Raw genomic sequence first — 20,316 nt, 5'->3', positions numbered from 1 at the left:
AGTTGGCTCTAAATTCAAGATTTCACTAACTTGATTGTAAACTTCGTCACTTCTGGTCTGAATATGTAATCTGTAAAAATTCATTTGTTGGAATAAGTTATTGAATTCTCCGCAATCTTGGCCGCATTACCGCTAACGTTTTCGGGCTTGGCGAAGGTGGCGATTATCACCACAAATGTTGATGCGGAGAACCAAACTTTGATTAACCACAAATGTGTCTGCGGAGCACTGAACCGCCACTTTTGCCAAACCCGTGTTATAGCCAGTGGTTCTTGTCCACCATCCTTGCAAACCATTGTCAGTATTGAGTTTTAGTGTCATGATTATTTCTTAGACCTTGAGATGTTTAGACTTCTCCGTTTAATCCATTTTTCTACTTCTACTATCCAGAAAACAATACTTGATAGTCCTATACAGATTAATAGTTCAATAACGGTCAAAGATTTTGTAATGAAAATGTCCTGTAAGAAAGGAACATAAATTACTGCCATTTGCAAAGCAAAGGTTAGTAGAACAGCACCAACCAGTTGTTTATTGGTAAAAACTCCCTGTTGAAATAGTGATTTTATGTCGCTTCTAATAGCCATGGCTTGCCCCATTTGGCTTATACATAATACTGTAAAGACCATAGTTGGCCACTTATCGTTCCCAATATGAATCGCCCATGCTTGTATAGATAAACAAATGGTTGCCATTAATAAACCTACCCAAAAAATATGGAAACCTAAACTCTTTGTGAATATGGTTTCATCTGTCCTTCGAGGTGGTCGTTGTAAAATGTTTTCTTCAGCAGGTTCAGCTGCATAGGCTAATCCTGGTAGTCCATCTGTTACCAAGTTAATCCATAAAATTTGTATTGGTATAAGTGGAATGGGCATTCCGACAAGTGGTGCTAAAAGGATAATAGAAATTAAACCACCCTTACTCGTAAGTGTATATTTTATAAATTTTCTGATGTTATCATAAATTCTCCTACCTTCTTTTACTGCCTTAATGATGGTAGCAAAATTATCATCCAGTAAAATCATTTGGGCAGCTTCTTTGCTTACATCAGTTCCTGTAATACCCATAGCAACACCAATATCAGCTCTTCGCAAAGCAGGAGCATCATTTACACCGTCTCCCGTCATCGCTACAAAATTATTTTTCTTTTGTAACATTTTTACAATTTCTAATTTTTGCTCAGGCGATACTCGGGCATAAACTTTTATGTATTCAACTTCCTTTTCAAACTCTTCATCAGAATAGCTCTCTAATACTGCACCCGTAATTACTTTATCTGTTTTTTTGTAAATAATACCCGTTTCTAAAGCAATTGCGTGAGCTGTTATAGGATGATCACCTGTTATCATTACTGGTGTAATGCCTGCTGAATGGCAATCTGCAATTGCTTGTTTGGCTTCCTCTCTAGGAGGATCTATCATAGCAACTATACCAATAAAGTTAAGATTGTGCTCAATATTATGAATAGAGATATTTGAAGGTAGTTTGTCTAATACAGAAACAGCATACGACAAAACTCGTTTACCTTGTTGGGCAAAATGATTAACGGTTTTTAAAATTTCGACTTCGTCTTTTGTTGTACAACATTTCAATACCGATTCTACAGCACCTTTTGTAATGACCATATATTTACCATTGATTGCATAAATGGTTGTCATTCTTTTTCTCTCAGAATCAAAGGGTAATTCATCAACACGTTTATTTTCTGTCCATGATTCGTTGTAAAGATGTTGATCCCGTGTGTATGTTACTAAAGCAATTTCTGTTGGATCTCCTTTAAATTTTTTTAATTCATCTACAGAAACATCATGGTTAAGCTCCATTGCAAACAATAACAATTGTTCTGCTGTTAAGTTTTGATAAGATACTATTTCATTTGGTTGCCAAATATCAGTAACTGTCATTTTGTTTTGGGTAATTGTACCTGTTTTATCTGAACAGATATAAGTAATTGAACCTAAAGTTTCAACTGATGGTAATCTGCGAATGAGTGCATTCTTTTTTACCAATCGTTTAGCTCCAATAGCCAATGAGATGGTAATAATAGCTGGTAATGCTTCGGGTATTGCTGCAACAGCTACAGAAATAGTTATGAACAGCATCTTTATAGAATCTTCACCTCTAAGTAAACCCAAAACAAATACTATAGCACAAATAACCAATATAATTAAAGATAATTTTTTAGTAAAATTTGCTAGCTTAATTTGAAGCGGAGTTAGATTTTCTTCTTCTTGTAAAAGTTGTGCAATGCGACCGATTTCGGTATTCATTCCAGTAGCTACGACAATACCTTCACCTCGTCCATAAGAAACGATAGTGCTTTTAAATGCCATATTATTTCTGTCACCAATGGGTAGGTTTTCCAAATGCAGTTGATGGGTTTGTTTATCTACAGCATAAGATTCACCTGTTAGAGAAGATTCCTCTAATTTAAGCGAATGTGTTTCAGTAAGTCGAATGTCTGCAGGAACAATATCTCCAGTCTCTAAAATAACCATATCACCAATTACTAATTCCGATGATGCTATTTCAATTAGCTTACCATTCCTACGAACCAAAGAGTTTAAAGCCGACATTTTTTTTAATGCAGCCATTGCCTTTTCAGCTTTGTATTCTTGAATAAACCCAATAAGTGCATTCATTAAAACTATGCTTAGTATAAGAGCCGCATCCTTTACATCTCCAATTGCGATTGATATTGTAGCTGCAACGAGCAGAATTATTATCATTAAATCTTTAAATTGATTTAAAAGCAATAGCCAAAAAGGTTTCTTCTTCTTTTCAACTAATTCATTTTTTCCATTTTCAAGCAATCGTTCTTCGGCATCAGACTGATGCAAACCATTTTTACTGGTTTTAAGCAATTGCTGGGTTTCATGAATAGATAATAAGTGATAATTCATTTCTTATTTTACTTTGGGTTATTAGCTTTTAGGTTTCGTCTACGCTCAATGACATATTTAATGATATAGTAAATAAATAATCCCGTTATTGCACTAACTATGGTAGAACCAATAATTAAAACATATCCCATTTGGGGTAAATTTTTATACCAATTATCATAATCAAATTGAATATCAGTTTTAATAAAATAGCTCCCAACTTTATAACTTAGCATTAATAAAAATGGGCTTGTTAAAGGATTAGATATGAATGCTCCCGAAATGGCTGCTACTATGTTGAATCGAAAGATTTTGTATAATAACAGAGATAGAATAGTACTTAATCCAAATGTTGGGAAAACACCCCAAAATGCACCAATTGCAGCTCCCAATGCAATTTCATGAGCACTACCTCTTGCATAGTATATTTTCATAAAACTAATTTTTGCTTTACGAAAAATATTTATAACAAGGTTTCTTTTAACTGATTTCATTTTGAATATATCAAAACAGGCACTTTAGTTGTATAAGTAAGTTCTGCTGATTTACTAGGCAGAAAAATAGTTTCAAAAAAACTCTTTTCTCTTTTAGTAAACATGATTAAAAGTTCAGGTTTCGATTTAGTGGCGAATTGAGAAATTCTCTCTACAAGAGAAAATTCCAAATTATTTTTAATGATATTTAGTTTAATGTCTTTGTATTCTTCAGTTTCAAAAAGAGCTATATTACGCTCAAATTTATTTTTGTCCAAAATAATAGATGAATAATGCAGTACATCTAAACTACATTTTACAGTACCCGAAAATTTAGAAACCATATCTAATTCTTTCTTTAGGTTTTCGAAATCTGACAAATACGTTACTTTTTTTAATGTTTTAGCACGATAATGACTAGGAATAACCATTACTGGTATCCTTGAATTGTTTACAATGTAGGAGGTATGAGTACCCATTATCTTTCTCAATAAACCAGCACCTTGTGTTGCTATACAAATAAAATCTATTTTATTTTTTTCTGCATATCTTAAAATGTCTTTCTCAGTTGAGATAGCAGAGTCAATAACAAACTTAACATTGGTAAAATTATCTTTATCTTGTCCAATAGTAGAAAAAACAAACTTTTTAAGTTCAACTGTAAGTCTTTCTATTTCTTCTTCTTTATATGATTTAAAAAAAGCATCGCTCCAGGCAGTTGGTTTCATAAAATGGACAGAGTGGTAGAATGTTGCTTCTATATCACTTGATTGCTTTGCTAACGATTTAGCAAACCTAATTGCTCCTTTTGAATTTACAGAAAAATCGGTGGTTATTAATAATTTCATTTTAATATTAATTTATGTCGTTAATTGATTTTCCATTGATAGACCATTCGTCAATATTTCTTATGGTTGTTGTAGCAATGCCTTCAAGAGCTTCATGGGTTAAGAACCCTTGATGACCAGTAATCAAAACATTCGGATGAGAACGCATTTTTTCGAAGAGATCGTCTTCTATTTGAGTATTTGAATGATCGTAAAAGAAGATAGGTTTTTCGTATTCATATACATCTAGTCCGGCAGTAGCAACAATTCCTTGGTCAAGGGCATCAAGTAAATCTTGTGTATTTACTATTCCACCTCTTGCCGTATTGATAAACACAACTCCATTTTTCATTTGTGAAAAAGTAGTCTTGTTAAACATATATTTGGTAGCCTCATTCAATGGGCAGTTTACCGAAATAACATCTGAATTTTTACACAAAGTTTCTAATGAAGTATATTGTACCTTGCATTTTTCAATTAAGTCACTATCCTGCTCTATGTCATAAGCTAGTATTTTACAACCAAAACCGTGCATTATTCTAACAAATGCAGAGCCAATTTTTCCAGTACCAACAACGCCAATGGTTTTATTATGAAGGTCAAAACCCACTAATTTGTCTAGTCGAAAATCGTTTTGCTTCATCAGTTCTTGAGCCAATATTATTTTTCGATTTAAAGCCATTAACAATGCCACCGAATGCTCGGCAATAGCATAAGGAGAATAAGCAGGTACGTTGGCAACTTTAATATTTAGCTGTTTTGCTTTTGCCAAGTCAACGTGGTCATAACCAACAGAACGGAGGGCTATAAATTTTACTCCATTATTACTTAATACATCCAACACTTCTGCATTGGCTTTGTCCGAAGTAAAAAGTGCAACAGCCTCAAATCCTTGTGCAAGATGAGCTGTATTTTCATTCAAAGGTTGCTCTGTAAACATCAATTCGTGTTTGCCCTGTCCTAATTTTTCAATGAATGGTTTGTCAAATCCGTGTATACTATAAACTAGTGTTTTCATTTTATTTCAATCTACTCATTTGTTTATTTATCGTTTGCAAAAAATGGTTTTCCCTTGCTTTTATGTTTAAATTCAGGTCGGTCGCTTGTCATTTGCACGGTCGTCCTACCATTGGCTATAACGTTTCGCGGCTTTGCGACTGTTGCGATGCCAGCGAATTGCGTACTTTCTGCTAAGATAAAAGTTTTTCGTGAAGAAAGAAGCACAACTCAAGAAAAAACCAGCAATAGCGCAAAACCGCTGTTAGTAGTTCGGTGCCTTTGAGTTTCATAATCACGCCAACCTTTTCGGATTCTGCTTTTCCGGTTTCTATTTTCCATTCTGTTTTTCGTCAACTGCGATTTGTCAACTTTAGTTTTTTAAGCGCAAACCTTTTGAGTTATTTTTTCAAATTCAAGAATCTAACGCAACACTTTTCACGCAAACTTTTTCAGCTTCAATTTGTCAATTGTGAAATGTCAATTTCTCATAGCTAACAACTTAATTTTGTCAGTTAGATTTTGAGTAAAATGAGGTAAAAACGTGAAGTTTTGCGCGGGTTTGTGGCACTGACTACTAACGTTTCGCCGCTATCCGACTGTAGCGAATCCAGCGAACTGCGTACTGTCTGCTAAGATAAAATATTTTCGTGAAGAAAGAAGTAAAACTCAAGAAAAACCAGCTATAGCGGATAACGGCTGTTAGTGGCTGGTTTTTTTAATCAATTGTTGAATTCGACATATTTTTTACAGCTTCTTTTTGCTTTACAATTTCTGCCAACTTTTTAAATAATTCGAGAAATGGTTTTGCTTTTTCTTTTTTACTTTCAGTTACATTTCTTTCATCATATGAAACTGTTTTCAATTTTCCATTTTCACAAATTGTAATTTTCAAAACATGATTTCCAGCGTCTGTTGGGATTTCGTTTAAATTATTCTCAAAGCTTTCTGGAAACGAATCAAATTTAAACTCATGAATAAGTTTGAATGCTTTTACTTTTTCCGAATTAGTAAATTTAACTTTTACTGAATCTATACTTCTTTCATATTGTCTATAAAAAGTATTCTTTCTACCACTAAAGTATTCATTTCCCCAATCCAGATTAAAATAAAAATCTTTTGATATTTTTTCTACTGAATTTCTGTTCGTCGAGCAAGATAAACTTAGAAATGTTGTTAATAAAAGCAAAAGTAATTTCTTCATGTTACTTTCTGATAAAGTGTTTTGGAAAACTTGCCACTAACGTTTCGCGGCTAGTTGCATTTGCGAATCCAACGAACTGCGTACTGTCTGCTAAGATAATAGTTTTACGTGAAAAATAGGAGTGAAGCCAAGAAAAACCAGCAAGTGCTACTAACCGCTGTTAGCAGTAGCCTTTATTTGTCATTTTTATCACGCAATGATACCATATAACTTTGCGCAATACTATCTCTGTCTAAAAATATGATTAGTTCTTTCGAATATTTTTGGTCTATTGTTGAATCTTTTTTCGTGGTTACAGTGTATATAATATATTTTGAATGCGACGTTGTTTCAATTTTTTCGCTTCCTAATAACTTTTCAATTTCTGAATATTTTAAACCTTTTATTTTATGAGTATCAAGGAAATCATAAAGCATCTTTTCCCTATCTCTGTAACAATCTCTTTTCTGATTCTTTAACCACAAGCTTTTATCAAATTTCATTTTCGTAACACATTCAACTTTCTTTTGACACGCGCACAATGTCAAAATCATAAAAAGCAAAACTGATGTTCTTTTAAACTTCATAATTTCTATTTTGCAGATTTTTTGAAGGTTACTGCTAACGTTTCGCGGCTAGTGGCTTTTTGCGAAGCCAGCGAACTGCGTACTTTCAGCTAAGATAAAAAGTTTTACGTGAAAAATAGATTAGAAGCCAAGAAAATCCAGCAATGGCTACTAACCGCTGTTAGCGGTAGTATTTTTAACTATTCATCGATTTCAGAAATCCAGCTACAATAATTAAATAGAAAACTGATGCAAACAACGCTATAATCTGTTTGGTTATCTTTTCAGTTTTTTCCATGTCAGTATTAATCTTTGTGACTAACCAAAATATGGAATCATAAATATAAAAAGGTGTCCATCTCTTGATTAAGTTACCATTTTTTAGACCATCAAAAACAACGATACCGAAGTGAATAAACCAAAAAAATAGAAGAATTGGCACAAGTAAATAATCTTTGTCGATTTGTTTATTTTGAAAATATACTCCAATTCCAATTACACCAAAACTCAACAATAAACTAAGGATTAAAAATAATTGTAATTTCAATTCGGTTTTAGTCAATTCAATTTCTGTTTTCATATTTTTTATGCGAAGTTCTGAAATATTACCGCTAACTTGTTTATACTCGCTATTTTATAGCGAGTATACACCCAAATCAGGTTGTATAGCCGCTATTGAATGCGTGTATTGCCCAAATATAGGGATTTTATTATAAATCATCAAAAGGACTGCGAATTTGTTGTAAACTCTTCGTACTCACGTGAGTATATATCTCTGTGGTTTTACTACTATTGTGCCCCAATAGTTCTTGTATGTAGCGTAAATCTGTGCCGGTTTCCAATAAATGAGTGGCGTAACTGTGACGTAACCAATGTAAAGTTACAGGTTTGCCAATCCCGGCTTTTTGTATTGTAAATTTTAATACTTGCTGTAACGATCTACTATCATAAGGAGCCCCGGGTATTCGCCCTTCAAACAAATAGGTTACAGGCTTATACAATTTAAAATAGGTGCGTAAAAGACCTAATATCTTCGGACTCAAAGGAGCAATCCTATCTTTTTTTCCCTTGGAGTTTTTGATCAATACTATATTTCTTTTTGAATCAATATCTTTGATTTTTAGGGCTATTAACTCGCCACAACGTAATCCGCAACTGTATATCAAACTTAACATAGCTCTGTGTTTTAAGTTGATAGGCGTTTCTAAAATCTTTTTAACTTCTTCTTTACTCAATACATTAGGTAGCGTTTTTGCGCGTTTTGGACGATGAATAATGTCTATGTCGATGACTCTATTTTGAACGGTTTTAAAAAATAATTTTACTGCATTAGTAATTTGGTTTTGATACGAGGCCGAGAGGTTGTTCTTTAAAATATAATCGTTGTTAAAATACACAAAATCATCATTGTCTATCAACTCGATACTTTTGTGTTTGTAATAAATCAAAAATTGTTTGGCAGCTCCAAGATAGGTAATCACGGTACTTTCACTGTATCTTTTGGAACGCATCCAACGCTTGAAGTTTTCCAAACTTTTCATACCTTCCTCGCTTGGTAACAAATCCGATATTGTGGGCATACCAAAATAACGGCGATTCTCTTCAGTATCAGCAATGTGCCAAACTTTTTTTGACTGACTCCAACGAAAATCTTCAAAGGTTGATTTAAGTTGTGCTATAATTTCAGCATTTTTTTCAAAGTAAATCCCTATCCGTGACTCTTCATTATGTCTGATTATTTTAGTACTCCAATTCATCATCTATTTTAAATACGAATAAAAGTACAAAAAAATAATATTTTGTAAAAAATTAATTACTTATTTTGATGGAAATTAACTGTTTGATGTCGTTTATTTGGGATTCATGGGTAACCGCTATTCGAATACCGCGACCTTCAGCGTAGAGTTTTGCGGCTATTAGTTCGTTTTTAATCGAATCGGCTATGTCGCTTTTCAATACCGCATCTGTGGCTTTTTGACTGAAAACAAAAGCGACTTTAAAGAACCGATCTCTTGGTAACAAGTAAACAATCACTCTTTTTGCATCACTAATGCGGAAACTCCAACCAAATTTTTCGCCTGAGTAATGCCATAGTGTAGTAGCTTCGGGATGCAATACCAAAGCTTGAGAGGCGATGAATTGCCAAAATGGATAGGTTTCGCCTAAAGCGTCACACAGTTGTTCTTCGGTTGGCACTTCGTTTTTATCAATAAAGATGCTTTTCATTATACTTCAGATAGCTTGTTTTGTAGCGCCTGAATCTCATCGCGGTATTTGGCGGCTTGCATAAAATCTAAATCTTTGGCAGCTTTTTCCATGGCTTTTCTGGCTTCTCGGATTTTCTTTTCGATTTCCGGTTTGGTCAAATATAAGCTTTCCGGTTCGGCAGCTTTAGCGATTTTGTCTTCGAAATAAGCAGTGGAAACCGAGTTACCACTCAACGCATTGCCCAAACTTTTGTTGAGTGCTTTCGGAACCAAATTATGTTCGGCGTTGTAGCGCATTTGTTTTTCGCGACGGTAATTGGTTTCGTCTATGGTTTTTTGCATCGAAGCCGTGATTTTGTCTGCATACATAATCGCTTTTCCGTTTACATTTCGGGCAGCACGACCTACAGTTTGCGTTAACGAACGATGACTGCGCAAGAAACCTTCTTTATCGGCATCTAAAATCGCTACCAAAGAAACTTCCGGTAAATCCAAACCTTCACGGAGTAAGTTTACACCGATGAGTACGTCGAATATACCTTTGCGCAAGTCTTGCATGATTTCTACGCGCTCCAAAGTATCTACGTCAGAGTGAATGTAACGACAACGGATGGAGACTTTAGTTAAATATTTCGTCAGTTCTTCTGCCATTCTTTTGGTTAAAGTGGTGACCAAAACACGTTCGTCAACTTCACAACGTTGCTGGATTTCTTCGATTAAATCGTCTATCTGATTCAAACTCGGACGCACCTCGATAATCGGATCTAATAAACCCGTTGGTCGAATAATTTGCTCTACGTAAACGCCTTCCGATTTTTGTAATTCGTAGTCAGCCGGTGTGGCAGAAACATAAACGACTTGGTTTTGCATGCTCTCGAATTCCTCAAATTTCAGCGGACGGTTGTCCATCGCTGCGGGTAATCGGAAGCCGTATTCCACCAAGTTTTCTTTTCGACTTCTGTCTCCTCCGTACATGGCGTGTACTTGTGAAATGGTCACGTGACTTTCATCAACCACCATCAAATAATCGTCCGGAAAATAATCTAATAAGCAGAAAGGTCGTGTTCCCGGTTGTCTTCGGTCTAAGTAGCGCGAATAGTTCTCAATGCCGGAGCAGTAGCCCAATTCGCGTATCATTTCTAAGTCGAAATTGGTGCGTTCTTCCAAACGTTTGGCTTCGAGATGTTTGCCGATTTCTTTAAAATAATCCACTTGTTTGACCAAATCTTGTTGGATATCCCAAATGGCAGCTTGTAAAACATCAGGCGAAGTTACGAACATATTTGCCGGATAGATATTCAGTCTTTCGTAGCGTTCGATAACTTGTGACGATTTGGCGTCGAAGGCTTCTATCTCTTCAATTTCATCACCAAAAAAGTGCACGCGGAACGGTTCATCGGCATAACTCGGGAAAATTTCTACCGTGTCGCCTTTGATTCTGAAGGTTCCGGGCAAGAATTCCGCTTCGGTTCTGGAGTATAAACTTTGCACTAAGCGATGGAGCAATTTGGTTCGAGAGATGACTTGATTTTTTTCTATGGAGATAACATTCTTCTGAAATTCCACTGGATTCCCGATACCGTACAGGCAGGAAACCGAAGCTACTACCAACACATCACGTCGGCCGGACAATAGGGCAGAAGTCGTGCTAAGGCGAAGCTTTTCCAATTCGTCATTAATTGACAAATCTTTTTCGATAAAAACACCTGTTACCGGAATGTAAGCTTCGGGTTGGTAATAGTCGTAATAGGAAACGAAATATTGCACCGAGTTGTTCGGGAAAAATTGCTTGAATTCCGAATACAACTGTGCGGCCAAGGTTTTATTGTGGGCTAGGACTAGGGTTGGTTTTTCCACATTCTGAATCACATTGGCCATGGTAAACGTCTTACCCGAACCCGTAACGCCGAGCAGTGTTTGGTATTTTTCGCCGTTTTGGATGCCTTTGACTAATTTATCAATGGCTTGCGGTTGATCGCCGGTAGGTTGGTATTCAGATACGACTTGGAATTTCATTTTAAAGTACGATTTACGAAGTACAATGGTTATAGTTTTTTTGGATTTCTACTGGTATGTCTTACTCTTAAAATATAGATGGTTTTAGGAGTTATTTTGTATGAAATTCGATAATGGTAAATTTCGTAAGCTCTATAATTTCCGTCATTCAAACTTTTCATTTCATCTAATTCATAAATTTCAAAGTTTGATTTTAAAATAGATACAGAATCATAAATAGTGTTAATTACTTTCTCTGGAATACTTTCGTTTTTGGTTTTGTCAAGAAGGTAAAAATAAATTTCTTCCAGTTGGTTTAGAGCATTTTCAGTCCAAATTATTTCTTTTTCCATTGTTCCATCTTGGCTTTGATTTCTTCATGTGATACAAGATAACCATTGGCAATGTCTTCTTCCGCTTTTAAAATGTCATTATTGTAATCTGTTGAAGAATAGTCTTTTGATGTCTTGGCGTCAATGATGGTTTTGATAGCCAAAAGAAAATCTCTGTCATGAATTTCATTTATTTTGGCAATCACACTATTTTTCAATTCTAAAGTATTCATAACAAAATGTTTTTACGAAGTTACAAAACTAATCCCAACATTCCATCAACAGCAAATCTCCCTCTTTGTGAGTGATCGAAACTAAGCCATCGTTGATGACATGATTGCTGCTTCCGGTCCGGTAGCCTATGGTTAAGTCTTCGTTGGATAAGGCGTAGAACAAATTTTGAGTTGTAATGCCACTCACTTTTCCAATGGGAATTAATGATAATATGGTGTTGGCCGTGTACCATTTTTCGAAGACATTTGGAAGTAAGAATACTTTGGAGTGGTCATCGAGAATCACAATTTTAAGCTGATTTCTGTAGGCTACAATATTGGTTAAATTGGTAATGGTGTGATCGGCACGCTTTCCGGTGGCCCAAATCACATTAGCGGCTTTGTGGCCTTTTTCGATTAAATAATCAAAAGCTTTTTCCAAATCGGTTTTATCTTGGTTGGGTGTGTAGACAATCTCAATAGGATATTGTTTTGCCTTGTAGTATTCCGGGTCAAAACCGCGATCGAAATCGCCTAACAAAACGTCGACTTTAATGCCTAACGCCAAAACACGTTCAATGGCCGAGTCTAAAACGATTACCAGTGGCGACCATTCGAGCAATTGGCCTAACAACTCTTGACTGCACATTTCGCCGTTGGCAATAATCAAAGCCGGTTCTTGGTCGTCGCGAACGATATGGTGTGAGGACATTAGAATTAGGAATTAGGAATTAGGAATTAGGAATTCTTAATCCGTAGTATAACGTTGGTAAATATAAATAAATTGTTTTTGTATATTCTCTTCGGCTTCAATTATTGAATGACATATTCCGAAACCTCAGTTTTACTCAATCTAAAATAGCCTAAGGCGTAATTGTCAAAATTAGTTTGGTTGATAATATTACCTCTTACAGTAGCCGTTGGTGTAGAAAACGGTCCCATACTGTTGCTGCCGGTTTGTTCCAACAATACATCCATATAGTTGAAATAATCTTGGGTAATACCATTTAAAGTGAGTTTTAGCGTATCGCCCGGTTTCAAATCTTCACTGAAATATAACCCAAACATTTGGTTGTTTTGGAAAAATCGGTCTTCGATAACGCCGTATTCAGGAATAACTTTGTAAGGATCGTCAATTCTTAAGAAATAGAAATTGGTTTCGTTAACCAAATCGTTGAAATAAAATTTTACTTCGGTTTCATTGCCCAATACACCGCCGTCGTTAATTTGTTCCACTTCTGTTATGACAGGTGTATTTAATAGTTTTTCGGTAGCCGTGTATGTTTCACCATCGTGAATTACGGTCAGCGTGTAAGTTTCGTTTACAGCAGGAATAAAGTTGGTACATTTGTAAGTGCCCAACTCATTCGGATCTTCTGTAAAATCGAAAACCTGATTCGAACTATTGGTGATGAAAACCACGGCATTGGACACCCTCGGAATATTTTCTGAAAAATAGTCGGTGGTAGTAGACAGTTTGATTTTTTGTTCGTTTCCGGCAGTTTCAGCATACCAATTGATGGAAGCTTCAATAACCAAACGAGGTTCGCCACTGTTCAAGTCGACGTCAATAACTTTCTCACAAGAGCTGAAAGACAATAAAATAAAAAGTAAATATAGGGATGAAGGAACTTTCATAACTTAAAATTTGATGTTATACGTAGCACTTGGCACTATGCCGAAAATGGACAATCGCAAAGCTTCATTCGAGCCGGTTTCTTGGTTTTGACGAAAGGTAATCGAGGCTGCATTTTGTCGGTTGTATAAATTGTAAATACCGAACACCCATTCCGATTGCCATCTTCGACCTTTGTTTTTAGTAGGCGTCAAAGTAGCTGAAACGTCTAAACGATGGTAAGTCGGTAAATTTTCTTCATTACGCGCTCCAAATACAGGAACCGTAATGCCTTCGTATTGGTACTGTCCGTTCGGGAATGTTACCGGTTGACCTGTTTGTGCGATGAGGTTAGCACTGAAACGCCATTTTTCATTGAGTTTGTAATTGGCCACTACAGCCAAGTTGTGCAATTTGTCGAAACCGGTTTTGTACCAATCGCCATTGTTGATGCCTGTTTCTTCCGGAGTTCGGCCTGCGACTTGCTGTTCGGTTCTCGATAAAGTATAGGAAACCCAACCTTTGAAACGACCGGAATTTTTTCGGAACAATACTTCCAAACCGTACGCTCTGGCTCTGCCGTTTAACACCACTCTTTCAATAGCTTCATTGGCAATTAGGTTGGCACCGTCTATATAGTCTACTCGGTTTTGAATTTTTTTGTAGAAAGATTCCACTTCTAACGAATACAAATCGTCTTTGAAATTTCGGAAGTAACCCACGGCGACTTGGTCGAGTAATTGCGGTTTCAAATAGCGGTCACTCGGTGCCCAAACGTCTAAAGGTGTAGGCGATTGCGTGTTGGAAATTAAGTGTAAATATTGTGTCATGCGATTGTAACTCGCTTTCACCGATTGCTCTTCGTTGATGACATACGACATAGCAAAACGCGGTTCTAAATTGTCGAATTTGGCAATGGTTTTATGACGACCGTAACGCACAGTTCCGATAGGTTCCGCACTTTGGTAGATTTGAAAATCAGGATTGAAAATCACCGGTTGGTCGTTGGCATAGACGTTTAAAGTTTGTTGTCCTAATCGAAGGAAATTGCTGAAGCGAAAACCGTAGGAAAGTGAAATTTTATCAGAAATTTGGTGTTCCGCATCGGCATAAATGGCATTTTCCATGGCGTATTTTTTATCCAATTGCTCCGGATTGATACCCGAATCTTCGCCGGTTGGTTCAATTTTACCCGGGTTAAAATCGTAATAATGCGATTGTAAGCCGTAGTTCAATTTGAATTTATCGGTAATGTAATGCTTGAAATCGTATTTGATGTTGTAATTCTTGATGCCGCTGTCCCAGTTGAAACCTACGAAATCCAATCGCAATCCATAGTAGTAATCGGAATAAATCATCGATAAGTTGGAGAAAAGTTTGTCGGAGAACAAATGATTCCATCGGAAGTTGATTACCGCATTCCCGTAAGTATTAACAAAGCTGTCGTTCAGTTGGAACACATCGCGCCCGAAATACCCGGAAAGGTATACGTTGTTTTTTTCGTTGAGGCTGTAACTCAATTTGGTGTTTAAATCGTAGAAGTAAGCCGAGTTCGGGTTATCAAACAGTTTTAAAAACAAATGCGCATAGGAACCGCGACCGGCAATCAGGAACGAGCCTTTATCTTTTACAATCGGACCTTCAGCCAAAATCCGACTGGAGATTAATCCGATACCGCCGTTCATGTGAAAATTGTTTTTGTTACCTTCTTTTTGGTAGATGTCTAAGATAGAAGATAATCGTCCGCCAAAACGAGAAGGAATACCACCTTTATACAGTTTCAAATCTTTGATGGCATCCGGATTAAAAACGGAAAACAAACCAAATAAGTGTGAAGAATTGAAAATGGTGGATTCGTCTAGTAATACCAAATTCTGATCCGCACCACCACCTCGCACATTGAACCCCGATTGACCTTCGCCGGCATTTGTAACTCCAGGTAAAGTTAAAATAGATTTCAGTACATCAACTTCGCCAAAAATCACCGGCATTTCTTTGATTTCTTGTATGCTGAGTTTGTTGACACTCATTTCAGGCTTGCGAATATCGACTCTTTTTTTATTGTCAACAATGACTACTTCGTCCAATTGCTGACTGCTAACCGAAAGGTAAAAGTTCTTTTTTAGGTCTTGGTTAAGTTTGATTTTTTCTTTTACCGTTTGGTAGCCCATATAGTTAATCAACAAGGTGTATTCTCCTTCCGGTAAAGTGATGGAGTAGAAGCCGTATTCGTTGGTAACTAAGCCGGTTTTGGTCTCTTCCACAAACAGCGACACACCAATCAAAGTCTCTTTGTTTTTCTCATCAGCAATTATACCACTGATGGTAAACTTCTTTTGGGCTTGTAGCGAAACACTTAATAAGAGTATCAAAATGATGGTAAAAGTATTTTTTGACATAGCGTTAATTTATGGTGCAAAATTCTTAATAAAATGAACTACTTGCTACTAATCATTTGTTAATCTTAGGTTAATTAAAAATGGTGGTTTTGATTTAAATAAATACATTTATCTTTGAAAAAAAATGTGTTATGAAGGCTGTGCTTTCTCTTATAGTGTTGTTTTTGGCGTTTGGAAAAGGCTACTCTCAATTTGAGTTGCCTAAAAAAACATTAAAAATTGCCCCGGTTTCCAATCCAAAAGGTCAGGTGGCGCCAACTTCTTCAAAGTTAATAACTTATCCGAGTATTTTTGATAAAAAAGATAAGTTATTGGAAAGTGTTTCTTTATTGAACAGAAAAATTGAACCGGAGAAGAGTATTATGCAGCAGGAACAATTTGAAAATCCGGCTAAGCATTACACCGAAAAAATGAATAAAAAGAGCAGTGATGGTGAAATTTTGGAGCGGTATAAAAGTGACAGTTTCCTGGGACAGTTCAAAACGGGAACTAAAATTATAAGCATTGCTTGTAGAGATCACGAAGCACCGGACGGTGATGTGGTGCGTATTTGGCTCAATGATAAGGTGGTGGTCGATGGTATATTGCTGGATGTAGATTTCAAAGAGATTTTCCTTGATTTGAACGAAGGAATTAATAAAATAGAAATTGAAGCAATGAACCAAGGAGCATCCGGACCCAACACCGCTCAATTTGTGATTTTCGATCAGAAGAAAGGGATGATTACCACAAATAAATGGAATTTAACCACAGGAGTAAAAGCCAAACTCATTATCCTAAAAAACGACGGTAACTTAGAAGAACAAAAATAAAAAAAGCGTCTCCATCGAGACGCTTTTTTTATTGAGGAAACACCACTTACGCTAATTTAGAAAGGATAGTGTTAAAAGTCTGACTCGGTCTCATGGCTTTGTCGGTTAAAGCTTTTACCGGTTGGTAGTACCCGCCAATATCTTGCGGTTTGCCTTGTGCACCAATCAATTCTTCATTAATAGTAGCTTCGTTAGCCTTGAGCCCGGTGGCAATTTCGGCGAATTTAGCACTTAGTGCTGCATCTTTGGTTTGAGCCGCTAAAGCTTCAGCCCAATACATCGCCAAGTAAAAATGAGAACCTCTGTTGTCTATTTGGCCTACTTTACGTGCCGGAGATTTATCGTTGGCTAAGAATTTCTCTGTAGCCACGTCCAGGGCTTCGGCTAAAACCATCGCTTTCGGATTGTCTTGGGTTTGCGCCAAATGCTCTAAAGAAGCACCCAACGCTAAAAATTCGCCTAAAGAATCCCAACGCAAATAGCCTTCTTCTATAAATTGCTCAATGTGTTTTGGCGCTGAACCACCGGCTCCGGTTTCGAACAAGCCGCCGCCATTCATTAACGGAACAATAGAAAGCATTTTGGCCGAAGTACCCACTTCTAAAATCGGGAACAAATCGGTTAAATAGTCGCGCAACACGTTTCCGGTTACCGAAATGGTATCTAAACCTTGGCGAATTCTATCTAAAGTAAATTGAGTTGCTTCAATCGGATTCATAATGCGAATATCCAATCCGTTAGTGTCGTAATCTTTTAAATACTGATTTACTTTTTTGATGATTTCTCGGTCGTGTGCACGGTTTTCATCCAACCAAAAAATGGCCGGAGTGGCTGACAATCGCGCTCTGTTTACAGCTAATTTTACCCAGTCTTGAATTGGGGCGTCTTTGGTTTGACACATTCTGAATATGTCACCGGCCTCCACAGCTTGTTCCATCAAAATAGTACCTTCGGCATCCGTAACTCGAATTACTCCGTTAGCTTCGGCTTGGAACGTTTTATCGTGTGAACCGTATTCTTCGGCTTTTTGCGCCATCAAACCTACATTGGGTACTGATCCCATAGTGGTTGGGTCGAAAGCACCGTTGATTTTGCAATCTTCTATGGTAGCTACATACACTCCGGCATAACAACGATCCGGAATCAAAGCAAAAGTATCTTGTCCCTTGCCGGCTGCGTTCCACATTTGTCCTGAAGTACGAATCATGGCCGGCATCGAAGCATCAACAATAACATCTGATGGTACGTGTAAGTTGGTAATTCCTTTTTCAGAGTTTACCATAGCTAAAGCCGGACCGTTTTCAATAGCGGCTTCAATAGCAGCTTTGATTTCGGCTTCTTGTGCATGACCGGCAATTTTAAGGTACAAATCGCCTAAACCATTATTGGCTTTGTATCCTAAGGCTTGCAACGTTTCGGCATATTTAGTAAAAACATCTTTAAAGTATACTTCTACTATCGCCCCGAAAATAATCGGGTCGGACACTTTCATCATCGTAGCTTTTAAATGAGCCGACAATAAAACGCCGGCAGCTTTAGCTTCTTCAATAGTTTGAGAAACGAAAGCTTTCAGGGCTTTTAAATTCATCACCGACGAATCAATTACTTCTCCGGCTTTTAAGTTGGATAACCCTTTTAATTCTTTAACAGTACCGTCTTGACCTACGAATTCAATTTTGAATTGTGATGCGTTGGCTACGGTAACCGATTTTTCGGTTCCGTAAAAATCACCTTCGTTCATGAAGGCGACTTTGGTTTTAGAATCTTTAGACCATGCACCCATAGAGTGCGGATTGGCTTTGGCGTAATTTTTAACGGCTTTCGGTGCTCTACGGTCGGAGTTTCCTTCGCGTAGTACCGGATTTACAGCCGAACCTAATACTTTAGCATACGTAGCTTTGATGGTTTTTTCTTCATCAGTTTGCGGATTGTCCGGATAGTTTGGTACCGCATAACCATGCGCTTGCAATTCGGCTATGGCATCGGTTAACTGAGGAATAGAAGCAGAAATATTAGGTAATTTTATAATGTTGGCTTCAGGCGTAGTGGCCAATTGGCCTAATTCGGCTAAAGCATCGTTAACTTTTTGGTCTTCTTTTAAATAGTTGGGAAAGTTGGCTAAAATTCTACCGGCAAGGGAAATATCTCTTAACTCGATAGCAATATCGGCCGGAGCGGTAAAGGCTTGTACTATAGGTAAAAACGAATGGGTAGCCAACATCGGCGCCTCATCCGTTAAAGTGTAGTGGATTTTCGATTTTTGTGTCATTTTGTAAAGGTTTTATTCGTGTGGTTTGTTTGTATTGTGTTGCAACAAAGCCCTCATTTTGAAGCATGCAAATATAAAGAAATCAAGGCGAACCTTTTACGAAATCGTTTGAATTATCAAATTGACAGTTTAAGGGTAAAAAAATGGAGAATTGTCAAAATAAGGCGTTTAAATTTTCGGGAATAAAAAAAGTCCCGATAAAATCGAGACTTTTTTTATGAGCACAAAGCGAAAAATTATCTTCTTCTTTCTTTGATTTTTGCTTTTTTACCGGTAAGTTCTCTAAAGTAGTAGATACGAGCTCTTCTAACTTTACCTCTTTGGTTAACTTCAATTTTTTGTAAGGCCGGCATGTTTACAGGGAAGATACGCTCTACACCTACAGCACCTGACATTTTACGGATGGTGAATGTTTCAGTCAATCCGGCTCCTTTTCTTTGGATAACTACTCCTTTGAAAAACTGAGTTCTTGTTTTTTCACCCTCTTTAATTTCGTAGTATACCGTGATAGTATCACCGGCACCGAATTCAGGGAAATCTTTTTTTGTCGACAATTCGTTGTTAACGAAATCTACTAAATTTGCCATTTTTATTAGTATTATGGTTTAAAATCTGAGCAACATTCACGGTTCTCGCCAGAGGTTGGTCAAATGTGGGTGCAAATATAAAAAAGAATTGTGACTCGAGCAAAACAAATTGAAATTTGTTTTGGGACTGGCGAAGCAATTGTGAATTATGAATTATGAATTTTTTATCGCCTTATAAATTTGTAAATCAATAAGTTGTATAAAAAGCTACTGCTAAACTCGTAATTCATAATTCATAATTCGTAATTTTTACGATTCTTCCAGTAAATCCGGGCGACGATTTTTAGTGTGCTCGTACGCCATATCTTCCCGCCATTGTTCTATTTTGGCAAAATGACCGCTGGTGAGTACTTCAGGTACTTTCCATCCTTTGTAATCTGCCGGACGCGTATATATCGGACCGGAGAGTAAATTGTCCTGAAAACTGTCGGTCAACGCCGAAGTCTCATCGCTTAAAACACCCGGAATCAAGCGGATTAAGGCATCGCACAAGACTATGGCGCCGATTTCACCACCGGAAAGGACATAATCGCCTATCGAGATTTCTTTGGTAATAAAATGATCGCGCACTCTTTGATCTACGCCTTTGTAGTGACCGCAAAGGATGATAATATTCTCGTACATCGACATCGTATTGGCCATTTTTTGGTTCAAAGTTTCCCCGTCAGGCGTCATGTAAATCACTTCGTCGTAGTGGCGTTGGCTTTTCAAATGGGTAATGCAATCGTCTATGGGTTGGATCATCATTACCATGCCGGCACCACCGCCAAATTGGTAATCATCAACACTTTTTTGCTTATTGGTGGTGTAATCTCTCAAATTGTGAAAATGCACTTCCACCAATCCTTTTTCAATAGCACGTTTCATAATCGAAGCTTCAAATGGGCTTCGCAGCAAGTCGGGTAGTATGGTAATAATGTCGATTCTCATGGTGCAAAGATATAAAATAGAGTGTCAC

The 20,316-nt window shown here is 37.0% G+C and carries 19 protein-coding genes; 1 reads left to right on the top strand and 18 read right to left on the bottom strand.

The annotated features are described in order from the left end of the window. Window positions 1-323: 323 nt before the first annotated feature. The 15 genes from Q0M21_RS08795 to Q0M21_RS08725 all read right to left on the bottom strand — a co-directional run bounded on the left by Q0M21_RS08795 (window position 324) and on the right by Q0M21_RS08725 (window position 15,690). On the bottom strand, window positions 324-2,906 hold the full coding sequence (locus tag Q0M21_RS08795; protein WP_295337169.1) for a cation-translocating P-type ATPase: 2,583 nt from the start codon (window positions 2,904-2,906) through the stop codon (window positions 324-326). An 8-nt stretch (window positions 2,907-2,914) separates the two neighbouring features. Beyond that, window positions 2,915-3,379 (bottom strand): DUF2062 domain-containing protein, encoded by a 465-nt coding sequence (locus tag Q0M21_RS08790; RefSeq protein WP_295337166.1) that lies wholly within the window; start codon window positions 3,377-3,379, stop codon window positions 2,915-2,917. Continuing rightward, entirely contained in the window at window positions 3,376-4,206 is an 831-nt protein-coding gene (locus Q0M21_RS08785) for a universal stress protein (RefSeq protein ID WP_295337163.1), read from the bottom strand. The genes Q0M21_RS08790 and Q0M21_RS08785 overlap by 4 nt, the downstream gene beginning before the upstream one ends. Window positions 4,207-4,213: 7 nt before the next feature. Further along, entirely contained in the window at window positions 4,214-5,203 is a 990-nt protein-coding gene (locus Q0M21_RS08780) for a 2-hydroxyacid dehydrogenase (RefSeq protein ID WP_295337161.1), read from the bottom strand. Window positions 5,204-5,899: 696 nt separating this feature from the next. Beyond that, window positions 5,900-6,385, bottom strand: a complete 486-nt coding sequence (locus tag Q0M21_RS08775) for a hypothetical protein (protein WP_295337159.1) — start codon at window positions 6,383-6,385, stop codon at window positions 5,900-5,902. 173 nt (window positions 6,386-6,558) lie between these two features. Further along, window positions 6,559-6,951, bottom strand: coding sequence for a hypothetical protein (locus Q0M21_RS08770; RefSeq protein ID WP_295337156.1), 393 nt, complete (start codon window positions 6,949-6,951; stop codon window positions 6,559-6,561). Between the two features lie 175 nt (window positions 6,952-7,126). Then, the gene (locus tag Q0M21_RS08765; protein ID WP_295337154.1) at window positions 7,127-7,510 is read right to left on the bottom strand and encodes a hypothetical protein; all 384 of its coding nucleotides are present in this window, start codon (window positions 7,508-7,510) and stop codon (window positions 7,127-7,129) included. Window positions 7,511-7,640: 130 nt separating this feature from the next. Continuing rightward, entirely contained in the window at window positions 7,641-8,690 is a 1,050-nt protein-coding gene (locus tag Q0M21_RS08760; RefSeq protein ID WP_295337152.1) for a site-specific integrase, read from the bottom strand. A gap of 49 nt (window positions 8,691-8,739) precedes the next feature. Continuing rightward, window positions 8,740-9,156 (bottom strand): DUF3788 family protein, encoded by a 417-nt coding sequence (locus Q0M21_RS08755; protein WP_295337150.1) that lies wholly within the window; start codon window positions 9,154-9,156, stop codon window positions 8,740-8,742. Next, window positions 9,156-11,153, bottom strand: coding sequence for an excinuclease ABC subunit UvrB (gene uvrB, locus Q0M21_RS08750; protein WP_295337148.1), 1,998 nt, complete (start codon window positions 11,151-11,153; stop codon window positions 9,156-9,158). Before uvrB ends, Q0M21_RS08755 begins: the two co-directional genes overlap by 1 nt. 29 nt (window positions 11,154-11,182) lie before the next feature. Further along, complete coding sequence (locus tag Q0M21_RS08745; protein ID WP_290873658.1) at window positions 11,183-11,485, bottom strand: type II toxin-antitoxin system RelE/ParE family toxin; 303 nt, start codon at window positions 11,483-11,485, stop codon at window positions 11,183-11,185. Then, the gene (locus Q0M21_RS08740) at window positions 11,470-11,697 is read right to left on the bottom strand and encodes a hypothetical protein (RefSeq protein ID WP_290873655.1); all 228 of its coding nucleotides are present in this window, start codon (window positions 11,695-11,697) and stop codon (window positions 11,470-11,472) included. Before Q0M21_RS08740 ends, Q0M21_RS08745 begins: the two co-directional genes overlap by 16 nt. 28 nt (window positions 11,698-11,725) lie before the next feature. Next, window positions 11,726-12,388: a thiamine diphosphokinase gene (locus Q0M21_RS08735; RefSeq protein ID WP_295337146.1), complete on the bottom strand. Its 663-nt coding sequence runs from the start codon at window positions 12,386-12,388 to the stop codon at window positions 11,726-11,728. 101 nt (window positions 12,389-12,489) lie between these two features. Further along, window positions 12,490-13,314, bottom strand: a complete 825-nt coding sequence (locus tag Q0M21_RS08730) for a DUF4249 domain-containing protein (RefSeq protein ID WP_295337144.1) — start codon at window positions 13,312-13,314, stop codon at window positions 12,490-12,492. 3 nt (window positions 13,315-13,317) lie between these two features. Then, window positions 13,318-15,690: a TonB-dependent receptor gene (locus Q0M21_RS08725; protein ID WP_295337142.1), complete on the bottom strand. Its 2,373-nt coding sequence runs from the start codon at window positions 15,688-15,690 to the stop codon at window positions 13,318-13,320. Between the two features lie 131 nt (window positions 15,691-15,821). Between Q0M21_RS08725 and Q0M21_RS08720 the strand changes: the two genes are divergently transcribed. Then, on the top strand, window positions 15,822-16,502 hold the full coding sequence (locus Q0M21_RS08720; RefSeq protein ID WP_295337140.1) for a hypothetical protein: 681 nt from the start codon (window positions 15,822-15,824) through the stop codon (window positions 16,500-16,502). Window positions 16,503-16,548: 46 nt separating this feature from the next. On the opposite strand, the gene Q0M21_RS08715 is transcribed toward Q0M21_RS08720, so the two are convergent. The 3 genes from Q0M21_RS08715 to trmD all read right to left on the bottom strand — a co-directional run bounded on the left by Q0M21_RS08715 (window position 16,549) and on the right by trmD (window position 20,288). After that, window positions 16,549-18,771 carry an NADP-dependent isocitrate dehydrogenase gene (locus Q0M21_RS08715; protein WP_295337138.1) on the bottom strand — a complete coding sequence of 741 codons (2,223 nt, stop codon included), beginning with the start codon at window positions 18,769-18,771 and terminating at the stop codon, window positions 16,549-16,551. Window positions 18,772-19,007: 236 nt separating this feature from the next. After that, window positions 19,008-19,358 (bottom strand): 50S ribosomal protein L19, encoded by a 351-nt coding sequence (rplS, locus tag Q0M21_RS08710; RefSeq protein ID WP_290873637.1) that lies wholly within the window; start codon window positions 19,356-19,358, stop codon window positions 19,008-19,010. A 249-nt stretch (window positions 19,359-19,607) separates the two neighbouring features. Next, window positions 19,608-20,288 carry a tRNA (guanosine(37)-N1)-methyltransferase TrmD gene (gene trmD, locus Q0M21_RS08705; protein WP_295337136.1) on the bottom strand — a complete coding sequence of 227 codons (681 nt, stop codon included), beginning with the start codon at window positions 20,286-20,288 and terminating at the stop codon, window positions 19,608-19,610. Window positions 20,289-20,316: the final 28 nt, after the last annotated feature.

This window comes from Flavobacterium sp. (genome assembly GCF_024710485.1).
Lineage (GTDB): Bacteria > Bacteroidota > Bacteroidia > Flavobacteriales > Flavobacteriaceae > Flavobacterium.
The sequence above is the reverse complement of the archived record's forward strand: the minus strand, read 5'-3'. Positions and strand labels throughout refer to the sequence as shown.